Source organism: Planococcus massiliensis (assembly GCF_000821325.1).
Taxonomy (GTDB): Bacteria; Bacillota; Bacilli; order Bacillales_A; family Planococcaceae; genus Planococcus; species Planococcus ruber.
The window spans coordinates 2,809,441-2,825,914 of record NZ_CCXS01000001.1; the positions used below are offsets into that span (position 1 = coordinate 2,809,441).

Genomic DNA, 16,474 nt, shown 5'->3' on the forward strand with positions numbered 1-16,474 from the left:
CTTTTTCAATCTACCGTTCTATACCCGAAAATCAGGAAACTCGGCATGATTTTTTTCGTCTTTAACTCCAAAGCCTTTCCCTGGAAAAGAGGTGCGATCATGAAAAACTTCCTGCGCTTCGGTTATTTGCAGGCGCTGTCCTGCCTGTTCCCTGTCATTATTTTTGCAGCGCTCGCCTTGTCCAAATGGATCGCCATTCCCTTTTTGCCGCGCTATGATTTTATTCTGATTGTCTGCATTGCCGCACAAATGTTCATGCTCGTTTCAAAACTGGAGACATGGGATGAATTCAAAGTGATTTGCGTGTTCCACGTGATCGGCCTTGCCCTGGAAATTTTCAAAGTGCATATGGGCTCTTGGGCCTATCCGGAAGAAGCTTACAGCAAGGTTTTCGGCGTCCCGCTTTACAGCGGCTTCATGTACGCCAGCGTCGCCAGCTACATTTGCCAGGCGTGGCGGCGGATGGACCTCCATATTTACGGCTGGCCGAAGCCTTTTTATAAAGTAGCCATCAGCGGCTTGATCTATCTGAATTTCTTCACCCACCATTTCACTTACGACGTCCGCTGGGGCTTGAAAGTGCTGCTGTTTTTCATCTTCTTCCCGACTTTCGTGACGTTCAAGGTGAATAAAACCGTCTATAAAATGCCGATGATCCTGTCGTTTCTGCTGATTGGCTTCTTCATTTGGATTGCTGAAAACATCACGACTTTCCTTGGCGCATGGCAATATCCGGATCAGCAAGCCGCCTGGTCGCTCGTTCACCTCAGCAAAATCAGTTCCTGGTTTTTGCTGGTGATCATCTCCATCATTATCGTGGCACAATTGAAACGGGTGAAATCTTCTTTGGAATTGCCGCGCGAAAAGAGCGGCGTAAACGCGAGATATAAGAAAATCTTATAGCTTAACTTCTTTTATTCCGAATTCACTTATCTCTATAGACGGGGTAGCATGGAGGAAAAGGAGGCGGATGGAATGGAAATTGAATTTCGGAATGCACGGAGGGAAGATGTGGCAAGGATTGTCGAGATGCTTGCGGACGACAAACTCGGCCGGGAGCGCGAACGCTTTGAAACGCCTTTGCCTGCCAGTTATTACGCGGCCTTTTCGTCGATTGACAGCGATCCGAATAATGAGTTGATCCTTGCTTGTTTGGACGGTGAAATTGTCGGCGTCCAGCAAGTGACGTTCACGCCTTACCTCACTCACCAAGGCGGATGGCGCGCTACCATCGAAGGCATCCGGACGGCGTCATCTGTCCGCGGGCAAGGCATCGGCCGCCAATTGATTGGCTTTGCCATCGAACGCGCTAAAGCGCGCGGCTGCCATCTGGTTCAACTGACCACTGACATACAGCGTCCGGAAGCGCTTCGATTTTACGAACAGCTCGGGTTTTCCGCGACGCATGAAGGCATGAAGTTGAAGCTTTGATCGAAACTCTGCGCAAGCGCTGAGTTTTGTTCTTTACGCTCAACTTTGCCCTGAATACGCCAAACTCTACTTTCCCTATTAAAAAAAGCATCCTTTCAGCAGGATGCTCCTTTCTCCCTTATTTCGTTTGCGGTTCCGGCTTTTTCTTCTGGTTAATTTGGTCCAATGCTTTATCGATGGTATCGTATTCGAATTCAAAGCCTGCTTTTTGGAGCTTCTTCGGCAGCACCCAGCGGCTTTTCAAAATGAGTTCGGTTTCTGTTCCGATTAATACAGCCCCTGTGCTTAGGATAAACTTCGGAGCCGGCAGCCCGATTCGGCGGTTCATCGCTTTCCGCATCTGTTCCATCAATTCGCGGTTCGTCACCGGATACGGCGTCGCCGCGTTGACCGGCCCTTCGATTTCCGCGTGCTGTTGAAGGAAAACGAGCATTCGGTACAGATCTTCAATATGGATCCAGCTGAACATTTGCTTGCCCGGCCCTTGCTTGCCGCCCAATCCAAAGCGCACCATGTTTCGGTAAGGGCCCATCACGCCTCCGTCCGCTCCGAGGACGATTGAAATCCGAAGCGCCACTTGGCGGGTTTGATTCAAGTGAAAATCGAAAAAAGCCTGTTCCCAAGCCTTGCCGACTTCTACCGAGAACCCTTCGCCGATTTCGCCGTCATCTTCCGTCATTGGACGGTCTTCCGCGTGCCGGTAAAGGGTTGCCGTACTCGCATTCACCCAAAGCGGCGGCGGATTTTCGCACGCTGCGACAGCATTTCCGAGCAGTTTGGTCGTTTTGATGCGCGAATCCATGATCTCTTTTTTGTTTTTGGCATTGTAGCGGCAGTTCACTGACTTGCCGGCTAAATTGACGACGAGTTCCGCCCCTTCAAGCGCCGCTACGATTCCCCGGTGGTCGTTCCATAAAATCTGGTTCGACTGCCTCGAGACGATATGCACTTCGTAGCCTTGCTCTTTAAAGCGTTTTTCCAGGTATTGGCCAATAAATCCCGTGCCTCCTGCTAGTACAACTTTCTTTCTCATGCCATGACCCCGTTTCCATTATCTTCTTACTTCAGTAGACGATAGTTGCAGTCTTTAGGATTCCTATTATACCCTACTCACCCATACTTTTTCTGATGCTCTTTTTTGCGTTTCAAGTAATCTTCATCTTCCCGGATTTCATCCCAGCGTTTCTTGAAAATCGCCGCCGATTCCGCTTTTTCCGAATCGATCTGCCGTTCTTTGATGCTGCCGTCTTCGTTGTATTTTCGGCCGCCTTTGTAATTGGTATAGCGGCGTGCCCGCGTGTAGCCCATCTGGATGAATTTCCGTGCCATGTCCATGCCGACGAAATCGTCCTGTTTCCGGTACTCTTCGAACATTTCCGAAATTTTATCGCACGATTCCTGGGCAATAGCCGGCGTCTTGAACCGCCAATGCGGCAAAATCTCATTCTTATAGGGCTGGACGAGCAGCACGCCTTGCTCTCCTTTGCCGACCCGGTAGAGTTCCGGATGCTTGCGGAGGTCCAAATTTTCGTAATCCAAATCGTAGTCGAACGCCATACGTTTCCACTCCTTTAGTCCTCTTTACGGATTCCATACCCTCTCAAGCACCAGAAAATGCAGTGAAATGAAAGTGTGTAAAAACAAAAAACTCCCTGCTTCCACGAATGGAAGCAAGGAGCGGAATGAAGCTTTTCTTTATTTCTTCGACAAGTATTTTTCTTCGAGCGCAGCCGCTTCAATCGGCCGGCTGAAGTAGAAGCCTTGCATGGTGCGGCAGTCTTTCGAAAGGAGAAAAGCCAATTGTTCAGCCGTTTCTACCCCTTCAGCCACGACGTTCAAGTTTAAATTTTGTGCCAGTGTAATAATCGTATTCGTGATGGCTGCATCCGCTGCATTTTCTGTTACGTCCATGATGAACGAACGGTCAATTTTCAAGGTGTCCAGCGGGAAATCCTTCAAATAGCCGAGCGACGAATAGCCCGTGCCGAAATCATCGATGGAAATTTTGACGCCCAGTTTCTTCAACTGCTTCATTTTCTCGATCGCCACTTTCGTGTTCCGCACAATCTGGTTCTCCGTCAATTCAATGTGCAGGCAGCTCGGCTCCAGCTCCAAGCTCTCCAAAGTCTCTTCAATCATCGGGACAAGATCCGCTTCTTCAAACTGGCGACCCGACAAGTTGACTGACATCGTCAATTGGTCGTGCCCATCCATCTTCCATTGCTTCAGCTGTTTGCAGGCATTTTCCAATACCCATTTGCCGATTGGAATGATCAAGCCCGTCTCCTCCGCAAGCGGAATAAAATCGACCGGCGAAATCATGCCAAGTTTTGAATGGTTCCATCTGAGAAGTGCTTCTGCTCCAGTAATGGCGTGGGTGCGCCCATCGATTTGCGGTTGATAGTAAATCACCATCTCATCCAAGTCCAATGCTTTATACAATGAGTTTTCGATGTAAATGCTCTCCAAGTTGCGATTATTCATTTCACTCTTGAAAAAATGGAAATACGACCCGGACATTTCTTTCGATTTGTACATGGCAGAATCCGCATTTTTAATGAGCTCTTCAGCTGTCTCTCCATCTTCCGGATACATGCTGATGCCGATGCTCGCCTTGATATAGATATCGTTTTCCTTCAATGAAAAAGGAGCAGTAAACGACTCGATGACTTGAGTTAAAATCGGATAGATGTCTTTCTTGGCTTCCAATTCCGGCAAGATGATCATAAATTCATCTCCGCCTTGCCGTGAAACAAGTGCACAGTCTGGAATATTGGTTCTCAAGCGTGTCGCGGTTTCTTTGAGCAATATATCGCCGTAGCTATGGCCAAGACTGTCATTGATCATTTTGAAACGGTCCAAATCCAAATACATAAGTGCCAGTTTTTTGCCGCTTTCTTCCGCTTCCGACAGCCATTTCTTCAACTGGTCGTTCAATAAAACACGGTTCGGCAAATCGGTTAAACTATCGTAATAAGCTAAATGCTTGATTTCTTCTTCCAGTTTCTGGCGTTCTGTAATGTCTTTAAATGTAACGACTTCCCCGATTCGCTTGTCGCCCTCGTTGATTGAGGAAATCACATATTCCACGGCTAAATTGGATTGGTCCTTTTTAATGAATTGTTCGTTTTGAGTGGAATAGGAACCGTCAGAAAGCGTCTTTTCATAATGGCTGAAAATCGCCGTGACTCGCTTTCCGATCAATTCTCCAGGCATGTAGCCAAGCATGGATTCGCTGGCCGGGTTGCAGAATGTGATATGGCCGTGAAGATCCAAACCGAAAATCCCTTCCCCGGCAGAATTCAAGATCAATTCTTTTTCGCGGCTCAGATTTCCTAATTCTCCGACTACCCGCTCCAACTCCAAGTTCTTCAACGTGAGTTCAGATGTTCTTGTTTCAATGAGCATTTCCTGCTTTTCCATATAAATCAAATTTGACAAAGTAGAAGCTGTTGCGTCTGCAATCGATTGGGCAAGCTGGATATCCGCTTCCCGGAAATACAATCGCTCAGCTTCTAATTCTACGATCGCCAAAGCCCCGAGCACTTTCCCCATTGAAACAAGGGGAATCATGAACATGCCTTTAATGCCGAAGTTCTTGCAAATTTCGTGGTTCGGCCGGTCATCTTCATGGACATTCGGGATAAGCAGGGGCTTTTTGGTCCGGACTACTTCCAGGAAAACAGGGTCACTCGAAGCATCCATTTTCGCTTTTTCATGCGTTTCCAGCCACTCTTCTTCTGTCCAATCGCTGTTCTTGCTCAGATTTGCCGGCTTGATTTTCTCTTCGACGGACGGATCCAGCAAATGCACACCGACATTTGAATTGTTCAGCACCGTGCCCACGTAAGAAAAGCATTTATCCAACACTTCCGGCATCGTGGCGCACATCGACAATTCCCGCGTGAAATCCAACAGCAGCTGCTTTTCCGCCAACAGGTTTTCTTTTCGGTTCATATTCTTCGCGTTCCGGATCGCTACGCCTGCCATATTGACATACGCTTCGACCGACTGAATTTCTTCTTCCGTCAAATTCATCGGAATGCCGTAATCGAATAAAAACACGAGGCCGTATAATTCATCTTCATACATAATTGGAAGGCCTAAAAGCGATTTAATCTGGAAGCCGGCAACGGCCCGCGGGTCCGGCCGGTTATCGACAGATGTATCCGGTATGTAAATCGATTTCTTCGTTTCCACCACTTCTTTTGCCAAGCGGTCATATTCCATATCCACCACGTGCATATCCAGCGTCATGCCGTTGATGTATTTCGGCTTTCCAACGAAGCCTCTAAAATCACCGTTCTCTTCCGGCAGATAAATGCCGACAGAATCGCATTGGACGATTTCTTCTGAAATGGCCGTGACTACATGCTCCAGCAATTCGCGGAGCTCTAATTTGGTGTTGATCATCTTCGTTATATGTGCAAGCCGCGAATAGCGCGTCTGTTCTCTCTGCATTTATTCATGCTCCAATCCATTAAACTGACCTGCTGTTTCTCTGCTGTATTTTTTATCATTTCGTGTGAAAATCTTATAACATCCCGCTCATTTGTAACAGAGCAGATAAGCCTATACTACCACTAATAAGCAATATTTTAGAAGTTAAAATTCCCGGTTTTTCGCAAAATTCGACAAAAACAGGCGAAGAACTTTTGTTCTTCGCCTGTTTGCTCATTTATTGGCCACCGCTTCAAAACTTAATAGCTGATTTCCATGAGTCGGCCTTCTGCCATATTGATAATCAGCTGATACGGAAATGTCGGCAAAACCGATTTTCTCTAATATTTCTTTAAACTCTTCTATGCCGTACCAGCGGATCGGCATCCGTTCCAATTCACTTTCTACAAGTTTCCCGTTTCTCCAGCGTTCGTAGCGGTTATGTGCTACAGAATATTGATGGATCCAATCATTTTTCACTTTTCGATGCTCGACTGTCAGCACATCGCCGGCCGGGCTTTCCCAAAACCGTTCAGAAACTTTGCCAAGCTCCATATCCGTTTCAAACAACAAATCGACGATCAGCCGTCCGCCATCTTGTAAATGCTCGTAAAAATTCTGCAGCGCCCGGATAGACGATTCCCGCTCATGCAGTAAAAGGAAAGTACCTGTCGGAATAATAATGGCTTCGTAGCGTGTATCCGTTTTGAACGCTTCCATCCGTTCAATCGACAGTTTCGGCGCGAGTCCTTTCTCTGCGCAATTCCGTTTGCAATGCTCCAGCATTTCTGTTGAGATATCAAAACCTTCAACCTGAAATCCTTGTTCAAGCAAAGGAATCAGAATCCTTCCCGTGCCCGTTGCCGGCTCCAGAATCGGCCCCTTACATCCTTTTAACCGCTCCGCATAATACTCCACGTCCCCAAACGAATGGCCGATCGGCTTATCCAAGTCATACACTTCTGAAGATAAAATGCTGTAATATCCGAACATCGCTTTCCCCCTCTTTCCTTAGTAAAGTAAGTTTAGCAGGAATTCAAGGAAAAAATTAGATATACTGAGACGTAATAGACTTATTTTCAATCCATATGAAACTTCAACTACTGGAGGAGATTATCATTCATCTTGAGTTACTCGGTAAAAGGGTGAAAGAAGCCCGCTTAACAAAATCTTATACGCAGCAAGACTTGGCTGCATTATGCAATCTGACGAAAAGTCATATTTCGAAGATCGAAAATGGCCAAACCTCTCCTGCAATTGCGACATTATCTAAAATTGCCCAAGTGTTGGACGCCCCTCTTTCCTGGTTTTTGGAATCTAATTCAGAAGCGCAGTTGTCCATCGTCAAAAAATCCAGCCGTTCTCTAAAAATGGGAAATGCTGAAATTGGCTATATGTATGAAGCATTAGCCAATCGTCCCCACTTCAGCAAAATCGAGCCTGTGATCATTACGGTATTGCCTGAAGCGGAGCACGTTGAGCCTTTTACCCATTTGGAAGATGAATTCATCTATGTTTTATCCGGGTCCATTAAACTTTCATACGGCGGTCAATTGCACATTTTAGCTGAAGGGGACAGTGCGTATTTAGACGGCAGCATTCCACATATTTTCTTAAACGATGAAGAAGGGGAAGCCAAAGTGCTAAGCATCTTTATCTGATTCTTTCTGCTTCACCAGCCCAATTTACTGGGCTGGCTTTTTATTTTCTCTTTCAATCACAACTATTTAGTTTTCCGAAAATAAAGTTTTTTAGTATTTACAAGCATATTTTTTTAATGTAATCTTTGTATATTCATATTCAACTTGGTTGAATATGAATATACAAAGTAAGGGGTGGAATATATGTCTAGCAGAATTTCTGGCTTTTATAAGCTATCTGTTGAAGAAAGACGGGAGATTGTCACAAAAGAACGGGGATTAACAGAAAAGGAACTTTCCTACCTATCCGGTGAACAAGCAATGTCGATGGAGTTAGCAGATGCCATGATTGAAAACGTGATTGGCCAAATTGCCATTCCAGTTGGGATTGCAGCAAACTTTAAAATAAATGGACAAGATAAGTTTATTCCGATGGCTACGGAAGAGCCTTCTGTCGTAGCAGCTGCCAGCAACGCAGCAAGAGCCGCGTACAGCGAAGGAGGATTTTTCACATCTTTAAGCGGCACAATTATGCGCGGCCAAATTCAAGTGTTGAATATTGCGGATCCTTTTGCCGCCCGTGCGAAAATCTTTGAACATAAACAAGAAATTCTTGATTTATGCAATGAAAAAGATCCGACATTGGTTTCATTCGGCGGCGGTGCGATTGATTTGGAAGTGCATATTATTCCTACTGCGAACCATATGATGCTGGTCATCCATCTGATTGTCGATACGAAAGATGCAATGGGTGCTAACGCAGTCAATACAATGGCAGAATTTGTTGCACCGACAATTGAAAGCATTACTGGCGGAAGAGTCGTCTGCAAAATCATTTCAAACCTGGCAGATCGCCGGCTGGCAAGAGCACGTGCTGTATTTTCAGCTGAAGCAATGGGCGGAAAAGAAGTAGTGGAAAACATTGTAAGCGCTTTCGAGTTTGCAGATGCAGATCCTTATCGTGCCGCTACACACAACAAAGGCGTCATGAACGGCATTTCTGCCGTAGTGCTCGCTTCCGGCAATGATACTCGCGCAGTGGAAGCTGGAGCCCATGCATATGCATCCGTTTCTGGCCGCTACAAATCATTAACAAAATGGGAAATTACACAAGATGGCAACCTTTCTGGATCCATCGAACTGCCAATGGCTGTCGGCATTATCGGTGGTGCCACCAAAACCCATCCGGTTGCACAAGCTGCGTTGAAAATCATGGATATCTCTTCTGCTGAAGAATTAGCCGGCTGCATCGCAGCGGTAGGCCTTGCTGAAAATGCAGCTAGTTTGCGCGCCTTGTCAGCGGAAGGAATTCAGCGTGGACATATGTCGCTTCATGCAAGAAATCTAGCGGTGATGGCTGGAGCAGATGCAGCTGACATCGACCGCATTGTCGCTCAAGCAGTCCAAGAAAAAGATCTGCGCTATGATCGTATCCTGGAGATTACTCAATCCATTCAAAGAGGTGAATAAGTTGGCTCAGCCTGTAAAAGAAACCAAATCCTATTTAGAGATTTTAGGAGACACGATCAAACCCAATCAATTATTATTTGCGGTCATTATCAGCGTCGCCATCAGTTTAGGCGGATATAATATCGGCCTTTGGCTGTTGCCTTCCTTTGCCAGTGAAAGCATGGTGCCTTCTTATTCCTTATTGATTGGCATTGGCGGAAGTGTGCTATCCCTAATTCTCTGTTCCGCACTGTTCAAGCCGAAACGGATTTTAGTGGAAGAAGAAACTTCTTCTGAAAGCATGCGTGAAGTTTTTGAAGATCTTCAACTTGATCCTGCAGAAGAATGGGCGTTAATTGAAAATGATCCGATTACAAGCAAGGAACTCGAGGAATTAGGCGTACTGGAAAGCTTCCGAAGCATTGGAGGCGAACCGAAAAAATGAGCTTATTACTGACAGCTATGTTATTCGCCTTGCTTGGCGCAATTGTTTTTTCATTGATCGGGCTTATATCCGGAACAGATGAGACCGCTATTATGGTCCCTCTTACTTTACTGGTCATCTTACTGGGTGCTCCTCCGGCTGCTGTCTTTTCATTTTTCATGGCAGCGGTTCTCGCAAAACATTTAACGCATGCAGTTCCAACAGCGTTAATGGGAATTCCAGGGGATACGACAGCAGTTCCTTTGCTGGATCATGCCACGACGCTTCGAAGAATGGGAATGCCGCATATCGCACTCCGCAAAATGATCTCTGGCGGGATTATCGGTGCTTTTATCGCATTGCCGACAGCAGTTCTGCTTGGCCAGTTTTTAGGCCAGTTTGCTGATTTCTTCAAATCTTCTACCGGCATCATCTTTACATTAGCCGCTATTTTAATCGCTTATTTCTCTAAAGGGAAATGGGTCAGCGTATTGATGATCATTCCTTTTGCATTCTTTATCAAAAGTTTGGACTTATTGAGTTTTACGGTTTTAGATAAGCACTTGTCGATTAGTTTCTTCCTCGGAATTGCAATCGGACCGATCTTTGCAGATCTTCTGTTCGCAACTTCTTCAAGCGCGAAAAAGTCGATCGAACGAGATCGGCCGAAAGAATACCATCTTGCGCCTGAAACAAAATCCTGGAAGGGCTATTTCCCGAATCCGTTTAAGATTTTGACAGGCAGACAGCAAATTTTCACTTCCATTACCACTTTCATTTCATCGCTGACTTTTGTGTTCAGTCCGGTCGGGATGACGGCGTTGATGGGTGAAATCGTCGGTTCACGGACGAAAGGCGCCTATAAAAAATCCACTACCAGCTTGACTGTTATGAACGGGGTGACGGAATCTACTTATATCGCTGAAGTCATCATTCCTTTGATTGCATTCGGTATCCCGCTAAGCCCTGTCGCATTGGGTCCAGGTTCGCCGTTATTCAATGCGCCGCCAGTCTTTACTGTTGATCCGATCAACAACCTCCATACTTATTTGACGTCATGGGACTTTTTCCTGTACGGAGCAATCGGTTTGATCATCGCTTCCTTGATCGCTTATCCATTCTCTATGAATTATGCACGCAAAGCTTCAGTCATTGTCCTGAAATTTGTCAGCCAAGAAGCGATTGTTGCTATGTTCATCGGACTTGCTTGCCTTCTTGCTTTCCACGAAGCGCAGCTTGTCGGAGTTGTTTTAACCTTCACAGTAGCTGCAGTCGGCGGTTTGTTGAATCGCATACTCGGCATTGGTGCAGGTGTCCAGTTCATGGTGTTCTATGCATCATCTTGGATCATCTTGACCTTATTCGGAATTTAAAAGAAAGGACATGCAGCACCCAAGAAAATGGGTGCTGCATGTCCTTTCTTAATGCCCCTACAATTTCCGATGCTTTTTCAACGCAACGATATTCAAACCGATGAACACGATGGCGAACACGCCTAATGCCAATAAATCGCCGCTGATATCCGCTAGCCCTTGTCCTTTATACATCACACTTTTCAAGGCATCTGCCGCATAGTAGATAGGCATGATTCGTCCAATTCCCTGGAGCCAGTCCACCATGCCGTCCACCGGGAAAATGCCGGCGAAGAAAATTTGCGGAATGACGACCACCGGGATGAATTGCACCATTTGGAACTCTGATGAGGCAAAGGAAGACAGCAACGTGCCGAGTGATAAAGCCACGAGTGCCAAAAGCAGATTCGTCAGGATAACGTGCCAAATAGACCCTACTAAGACGACATCCAAGACTAAAACGGAAAAGCTGACGACGATGACCGTTTGGATAATGGCGAATAAGCCGTATCCCGCTAAATAAGCAGCCACCAATTCCCATCTGCGGATCGGCGTGGCCATCAGCCGTTCAAGGGTGCCGGATGTCCGTTCTTTCAGGAGGCCGATTCCCGAAATTAAAAACACAAAGAAAAACACGAAAAATCCGATCAGCACCGGACTCAGAACGTCAAAAAATTCGGTGTCTTCGCTGCCGTAGATATACTCGGTTTCTAAAGCCAAGGCATTCCCGCCAACTGCAGGATTTTGCATAAGAAGCGCCTGGTTTATTTGCACCAGGATCGACCTCGCCACGGACGGATCGTCATTCAATAACGTCAGTTTCAACGAACCGTTTTCAACGGCCAATAATCCATCGAGCTCTTCTTCGATCACAGTTTGTGGATCCGCTGCTTCAAAGCGCTCGAATTGAATTTCACGTTCTTCCAAAAGTGCGGCCAATCGCTCATCTGCACCAACAACTCCAATTACCGGGTCATTGCCATTGCCGTTAAAGAAAAAATACATCAATGTCAGAACGATCAAAGGAGCAAAAAACAGGAGCGCCAACGTTCTTTTGTCGCGCAGCATCTGTCTGATGATGCGCTTGATCAGCGCCTGGATTCTCATGGCTGCTCCCTCCCCGCCTGCAAAAAGACTTCTTCCAATTGACGGACGCCGTATGCCGCTTTTAGGTCGGCGGGTGAACCGCTTTTGAGAAGCGCACCGCTTCGCACCATTGCAACAATATCGCATTTCTCGGCTTCATCCATCACGTGGGTAGTGATCAGGATGGTCTTTTGATGCTCATTTTTCAAATGCATCAATTCATTCCAGATAGAGAGCCTGAGTTCCGGATCGATGCCGACTGTCGGTTCATCCAAAATCAGGATCTGCGGATCATGGACGAGCGCGATGGCAAGCGACAGCCGGCGCTTCATCCCGCCGGAATAAGCCGCCACTTTCTTTTTCAGCTCCCCCGTCAGTTTGACGAGTTCTGCAGCATACGCGATGCGCTTGGTCAATTCCGTTTTTTTCATCGGATAAAGCGAAGCGAAAAACGCGAGATTTTCATATCCCGTGAGTTCAAGATAAAGCGCATCCGCCTGCGCCATGTAGCCGATATCCTGCAGCAGCTCCAGATTCGGCATGCTTTTGCCGAACACCTCTACCTGCCCTTCATCTGCCGAATCAATGCCGACGATCAATTTGACGAGTGTCGTCTTTCCTGAACCTGATGGCCCAATCAACCCGTAAATCTGCCCTGGCTGGATTTGGAGATTGATGCCTTGCAGCACTTTCGTTTTTCCGTAGCTTTTGCTGACCCCTTTCACATCAATTTCAATGGACACGAAAAGCACCCCATCTCTAAAAAGGAATGGTGTTATGTACTTCCATTCTACTCTTTTCAGATTAATCTGTTATCTTTTTAAAGAAAAAAATAACGGCTGCAGATGAGCCGTTATTTCTTCGTTATTTTTTATTCCACTCTTCCGCTAACATGCCGTATACGACATGATCGACATAATGGTCGTATAGCCATTCTGCCTGCCGGATGGTGCCTTCCTGCACAAAGCCAAGGCGTTCCGGAATGCTGCGGCTTTTCGTATTTCCAACAGCTACCCGGATTTCGACTTTATTGAGCTTCAATTCGGAAAAGGCATAATCCGTCAACGCTTTTGCCGTCCGCGTCATAATGCCGTGGCCTTGATAGTCTTTTCCGATCCAATAGCCGATATACGCAGTTTTGTTCGCCGGATTGATCTGATTGAACCCCCCTACGCCGACAATTTCGCCTTTAAAGAGAATCGCCGTGTTCAGGCTCTTCCCTTCGATGAAATTGCGGCTGCCGGATTGAATAAAATCTTGTGTATCTTTTAATTCAGTGGTGAAGTCCAGCCACGGCAGCCATGCTTTCAAATGTTCCCGTGAACCGTCGGTCAGCTCGAAAATCCGTTCCGCATCCCGCATTTCCACTACTTTCAGCGATAGTTCTTCATCAATCTTATGTATAAACATGGAAGATCTCTCCTCTTTTTAGATTATTCTCTATGTTAGCATAATAACGAATAGGAAAGGCATACTTTTTCTTTGCATTCTGCCCTTTCCATCGTTTTCGTTTAAAGCCGCTGTAAAAGGGAAATCTACAGATTGAATCTAAAAATAGAAAATGGAGGTTTTCGAAAATGGCACATGAACAACATGCAGAACTGATCAAGGCGCTGCACGACTGCGCCGCTGCCTGCAACCATTGCTTTGATGCTTGCTTGCAGGAAGAAGACGTGAAAATGATGGTAGGGTGCATCCGTTTAGACCGGGAATGCGCAGACATTTGCTCTTATTTGGAACATGCGATTACCCGCAATTCGCCTTTCGTAAGCGAACTGGCTGCCGTATGTGCAGCCATTTGCGAAGCGTGCGGAACAGAATGCCAGAAACACGATCACGACCATTGCCAAAAATGTGCGGAAGCTTGCTTTAAATGCGCAGAAGCTTGCCGCAGCGTCGCGTAAAAAACTGCACCCTGGGAATATCAGATTGTCGAGAAACTAGCAGGATTAATGTATCTGCTTCTGGAATCCGCACTGCGGCTCCGGACGGTGCTAGAGTACTTTCAAACGATATGGAGCAAGCGGTTTTGCGGAATATCGAGTTTCTAAACGAAACTTTTTCTATTTCTGCCTTTTTCAACACATTAAAATCCCGCACCTCGAAAAGGTGCGGGATTTCTTTTTTATCTCAATAACTCGATCCGTTCTCGGTATCGATCAATCAATAATTGGTTATGCCTGTCTGCCCCATCGACATTTCCGCTGAGGAAGATCGGCGGTTCAAAGCCGTTGTCTGCCATCAGCTGGATCGCTTCAGCAAAGATGGCATTCAGGATAGTTGCCCCGACAACAGTTGAAGTCGGCCCAAACGGAACTTTCACTTTGTCGTAGCTCAGCACAGCATCCCCGACGACCGAATAATTATCAATCACGAGATCTACCGAATCAAATAAATAATTGCCGCTTTCATGCCGCGATGTCTGGCTTTGAGAATACTCTTTTGACGTGACGCCAATTACAAAAGCCCCGGCCTTGCGAGCGGCTTCTGCCACATCCACCGGCACGGGATTGCGCCCCGAAGTGGACAGGACAAAAACGAGATCTTCCGGCCTGAAATCCTGATCTTCCAGAAACGTATTGGCAAAACCGTTTTTCCGCTCCAATTGAGAGGATCGGACGGCTCCTTCATGAAGCATCAGCGGTTCGACAAAAATCGGCTTGATCGGCACCAAGCCGCCTGCCCGGTAAAACACTTCTTCGGTCAAAATATGCGAATGCCCGCAGCCGAAAAGCTGAATGATGCCGCCGGCCTGGATCACGTCTGCCACTTTCTGTGCGGCTTGTTTCATCCGTTCGCTTTCATTCTTTTCGACTAGCTCGAGCCTTTCTTTTGCCTGTTCAAAATAAGCCTTCAACATTTCCTATCAGCTCCTCAATTTCTCCAATGAATCCTATACGTTTCTATTCCCTTTAGCTTCTTTTATCAACCGGACCATATTTGAAATCGCCACTTCAATAATTTGCCGGCCTTTTTCTTTGGTTGCAAGTTTCGCATCGCCAAGGACCGCCGACTCCGTAAATTCTTCCCACGGCGTCGGCGTCACATCTGCCATCATCGGAATCGTTGGAATATCGGTGATGGCTTTTGACATGTCGACGTGTTCATCTGCTAAATACAGCATATACGACGTTTCAATTTCGCACGCATGGAAATAGCTCGAATGCGAAGACGGCGTTTCACGGACCCGGTCTGTCGCTTCTTTGACGCCCGGATAAAACAAGTAAAGAACTTTTAGCTCCGGTACGGCTTCCGCCAATTTTCTCGCCGCTTCTTTCAACGCCACAGCATTGCCCAAATGGCCGTTGATCATGGCGAACACCCGAAACCCTTGATGGTGCAGGCTCACACCGATGTCCACCAAAAGTGCAATGAGGGATTCATTGCTGACATTGATGCTGCCCGGGAAATTCTTCAAGCTCCAGACTTGCCCGTAAGGCATCGTCGGCAAGACAAAACCACCCGTTTCTTCCGCCACTCTTTTTGCCAGGCGCTCCGCTAAGTAATTATCGGTGCCCAGCGGCAAATGCGGCCCGTGGGCTTCTACCGCGCCAATCGGCAAGAGAGCCACTCGGCTGGTTTCAATTTTTTCTTTTACTTCGTAAGAATTCTCCTGTTGAAAATCCAAAGCTTCCGCCTCCTACCGGTTAAATGTAAAGCAGCGTGCAGGATTTTCGATGAAGAATTTTTTCACGAGCGCTTCTCCATCATACCCTTGCCTGTTTGCATCATCCACAAACCGCGGCACCCATTTCGCGATGATGTATTCCAGCCCAAGCCCGTAGTCATAATGTTTGTAATAGCTCTTCCGTGCTGTATCTCCGCTCACCAAGATCTGATTTTCATAGCCTTTTTTGACCAGCTCCAAAATACAGGCGATCCGGGTGCTTTCCGGAGCATATTTTATTTTTGCAATTCCATCAAAGCTGAGGTATGCACCAGTGCTGGCAATCTGCTCATGGTAGTATGGGTCGGGGTTCCGGTCCATATGGCCGAAGCTCATGAACGACAAGTCCACGCCTTCCGATTTCAGCAGCTCGATCTGTTCGAGCCCCATCGTCCCGGCTTCCGTATGTGAATGCAAAGGCGCTTTTGTTTCCAGATGCGCTCTTGCAACAGCCCGCAAAGTCTTTTCTTCATGCGGTGTGATCCGGTTATAGCCGGTGCCGAATTTTACTTGCCCCGCTTTATAAGCGGTGCCTTCCAGCCCTTCTTCCACTTCTCCGATGACGAATTCCGTCAGCTCGTTGATGCTTTTCGCTTCTATCCAGTCGTTATACGTCGGGTAGTCGCCAAGAACCGGCTTCAGGCTTTCTTTAATAGCGGCATCCCATAGGAAGCTTTTATTGAATCCGGCTGTGCCGACAATATGAACATCCAGTTCCTCTGAGATTTCTTTAACCGCTTCAACGTCCCGGCCGTAATCGATCGCAGTAGCATCCACAATCGATCGGCCGCCGTGATGTTTGAAATCCGCCACATCAAGTTTGGACTTTTCTTTATCGTCCAGCAGCAGATCGTCGGCATCCCGTTCCGCCCAGTAAGCCGGGCGGCAGACGATATGTTCATGGGAATACGTAAATCCAAGTTCTTCCGGTTTGATGTCGCCGCGAAGCGTACGGATAAAACTCATGTTGTTCACCCTCCGTTCT

At 46.8% G+C, this 16,474-nt stretch carries 17 protein-coding genes; 7 read left to right on the plus strand and 10 right to left on the minus strand.

The features are described 5' to 3' along the window. Positions 1-99: 99 nt before the first annotated feature. Together BN1080_RS13950 and BN1080_RS13955 are read left to right on the plus strand one after the other, a co-directional pair. Positions 100-903, plus strand: coding sequence for a DUF817 domain-containing protein (locus BN1080_RS13950; protein WP_052652947.1), 804 nt, complete (start codon positions 100-102; stop codon positions 901-903). A gap of 72 nt (positions 904-975) precedes the next feature. Beyond that, the gene (locus BN1080_RS13955) at positions 976-1,431 is read left to right on the plus strand and encodes a GNAT family N-acetyltransferase (protein ID WP_052652949.1); all 456 of its coding nucleotides are present in this window, start codon (positions 976-978) and stop codon (positions 1,429-1,431) included. Between the two features lie 118 nt (positions 1,432-1,549). Here the strand turns inward: BN1080_RS13955 and BN1080_RS13960 are convergent, their stop codons facing one another. The 4 genes from BN1080_RS13960 to BN1080_RS13975 form a co-directional block, all read right to left on the minus strand. Further along, complete coding sequence (locus BN1080_RS13960; protein WP_052652951.1) at positions 1,550-2,464, minus strand: TIGR01777 family oxidoreductase; 915 nt, start codon at positions 2,462-2,464, stop codon at positions 1,550-1,552. Between the two features lie 77 nt (positions 2,465-2,541). Further along, on the minus strand, positions 2,542-2,988 hold the full coding sequence (locus tag BN1080_RS13965; RefSeq protein ID WP_052652953.1) for a DUF4385 domain-containing protein: 447 nt from the start codon (positions 2,986-2,988) through the stop codon (positions 2,542-2,544). Between the two features lie 138 nt (positions 2,989-3,126). Beyond that, positions 3,127-5,892, minus strand: coding sequence for a bifunctional diguanylate cyclase/phosphodiesterase (locus BN1080_RS13970; RefSeq protein WP_052652955.1), 2,766 nt, complete (start codon positions 5,890-5,892; stop codon positions 3,127-3,129). A 213-nt stretch (positions 5,893-6,105) separates the two neighbouring features. After that, positions 6,106-6,864: a class I SAM-dependent methyltransferase gene (locus BN1080_RS13975; RefSeq protein WP_052652957.1), complete on the minus strand. Its 759-nt coding sequence runs from the start codon at positions 6,862-6,864 to the stop codon at positions 6,106-6,108. Positions 6,865-6,959: 95 nt separating this feature from the next. On the opposite strand from BN1080_RS13975, the gene BN1080_RS13980 reads away from it, so the two are divergent. The 4 genes from BN1080_RS13980 (at position 6,960) to BN1080_RS13995 (ending at position 10,757) form a co-directional block, all read left to right on the plus strand. Next, the gene (locus tag BN1080_RS13980; RefSeq protein ID WP_110925657.1) at positions 6,960-7,532 is read left to right on the plus strand and encodes a helix-turn-helix domain-containing protein; all 573 of its coding nucleotides are present in this window, start codon (positions 6,960-6,962) and stop codon (positions 7,530-7,532) included. A gap of 183 nt (positions 7,533-7,715) precedes the next feature. Next, positions 7,716-8,981, plus strand: coding sequence for a hydroxymethylglutaryl-CoA reductase, degradative (locus tag BN1080_RS13985; RefSeq protein ID WP_052652961.1), 1,266 nt, complete (start codon positions 7,716-7,718; stop codon positions 8,979-8,981). 1 nt (position 8,982) lies between these two features. Further along, positions 8,983-9,405, plus strand: a complete 423-nt coding sequence (locus tag BN1080_RS13990; protein ID WP_052652963.1) for a hypothetical protein — start codon at positions 8,983-8,985, stop codon at positions 9,403-9,405. Further along, on the plus strand, positions 9,402-10,757 hold the full coding sequence (locus BN1080_RS13995) for a tripartite tricarboxylate transporter permease (RefSeq protein ID WP_052652965.1): 1,356 nt from the start codon (positions 9,402-9,404) through the stop codon (positions 10,755-10,757). Before BN1080_RS13990 ends, BN1080_RS13995 begins: the two co-directional genes overlap by 4 nt. A gap of 57 nt (positions 10,758-10,814) precedes the next feature. Here BN1080_RS13995 and BN1080_RS14000 read toward each other — a convergent pair whose 3' ends face one another. The 3 genes from BN1080_RS14000 to BN1080_RS14010 all read right to left on the minus strand — a co-directional run bounded on the left by BN1080_RS14000 (position 10,815) and on the right by BN1080_RS14010 (position 13,232). Beyond that, entirely contained in the window at positions 10,815-11,843 is a 1,029-nt protein-coding gene (locus BN1080_RS14000; protein ID WP_052652967.1) for an ABC transporter permease, read from the minus strand. After that, positions 11,840-12,565 (minus strand): ABC transporter ATP-binding protein, encoded by a 726-nt coding sequence (locus BN1080_RS14005; protein ID WP_052652969.1) that lies wholly within the window; start codon positions 12,563-12,565, stop codon positions 11,840-11,842. Before BN1080_RS14005 ends, BN1080_RS14000 begins: the two co-directional genes overlap by 4 nt. Before the next feature lie 121 nt (positions 12,566-12,686). Further along, a complete protein-coding gene (locus tag BN1080_RS14010; RefSeq protein ID WP_052652971.1) occupies positions 12,687-13,232 on the minus strand; it encodes a GNAT family N-acetyltransferase in 546 nt (181 codons plus the stop codon). Positions 13,233-13,399: 167 nt separating this feature from the next. Between BN1080_RS14010 and BN1080_RS14015 the strand changes: the two genes are divergently transcribed. Beyond that, the gene (locus BN1080_RS14015) at positions 13,400-13,726 is read left to right on the plus strand and encodes a four-helix bundle copper-binding protein (protein WP_052652972.1); all 327 of its coding nucleotides are present in this window, start codon (positions 13,400-13,402) and stop codon (positions 13,724-13,726) included. Between the two features lie 221 nt (positions 13,727-13,947). Here BN1080_RS14015 and BN1080_RS14020 read toward each other — a convergent pair whose 3' ends face one another. From BN1080_RS14020 to BN1080_RS14030, 3 genes are read right to left on the minus strand one after another with little or no spacing between them, the layout of a single operon-like run. Then, the gene (locus BN1080_RS14020; RefSeq protein ID WP_052652974.1) at positions 13,948-14,682 is read right to left on the minus strand and encodes an SIS domain-containing protein; all 735 of its coding nucleotides are present in this window, start codon (positions 14,680-14,682) and stop codon (positions 13,948-13,950) included. 33 nt (positions 14,683-14,715) lie between these two features. Next, positions 14,716-15,450 carry a creatininase family protein gene (locus BN1080_RS14025; protein ID WP_052652976.1) on the minus strand — a complete coding sequence of 245 codons (735 nt, stop codon included), beginning with the start codon at positions 15,448-15,450 and terminating at the stop codon, positions 14,716-14,718. 12 nt (positions 15,451-15,462) lie between these two features. Beyond that, the gene (locus BN1080_RS14030) at positions 15,463-16,455 is read right to left on the minus strand and encodes a phosphotriesterase family protein (RefSeq protein WP_052652978.1); all 993 of its coding nucleotides are present in this window, start codon (positions 16,453-16,455) and stop codon (positions 15,463-15,465) included. Positions 16,456-16,474: the final 19 nt, after the last annotated feature.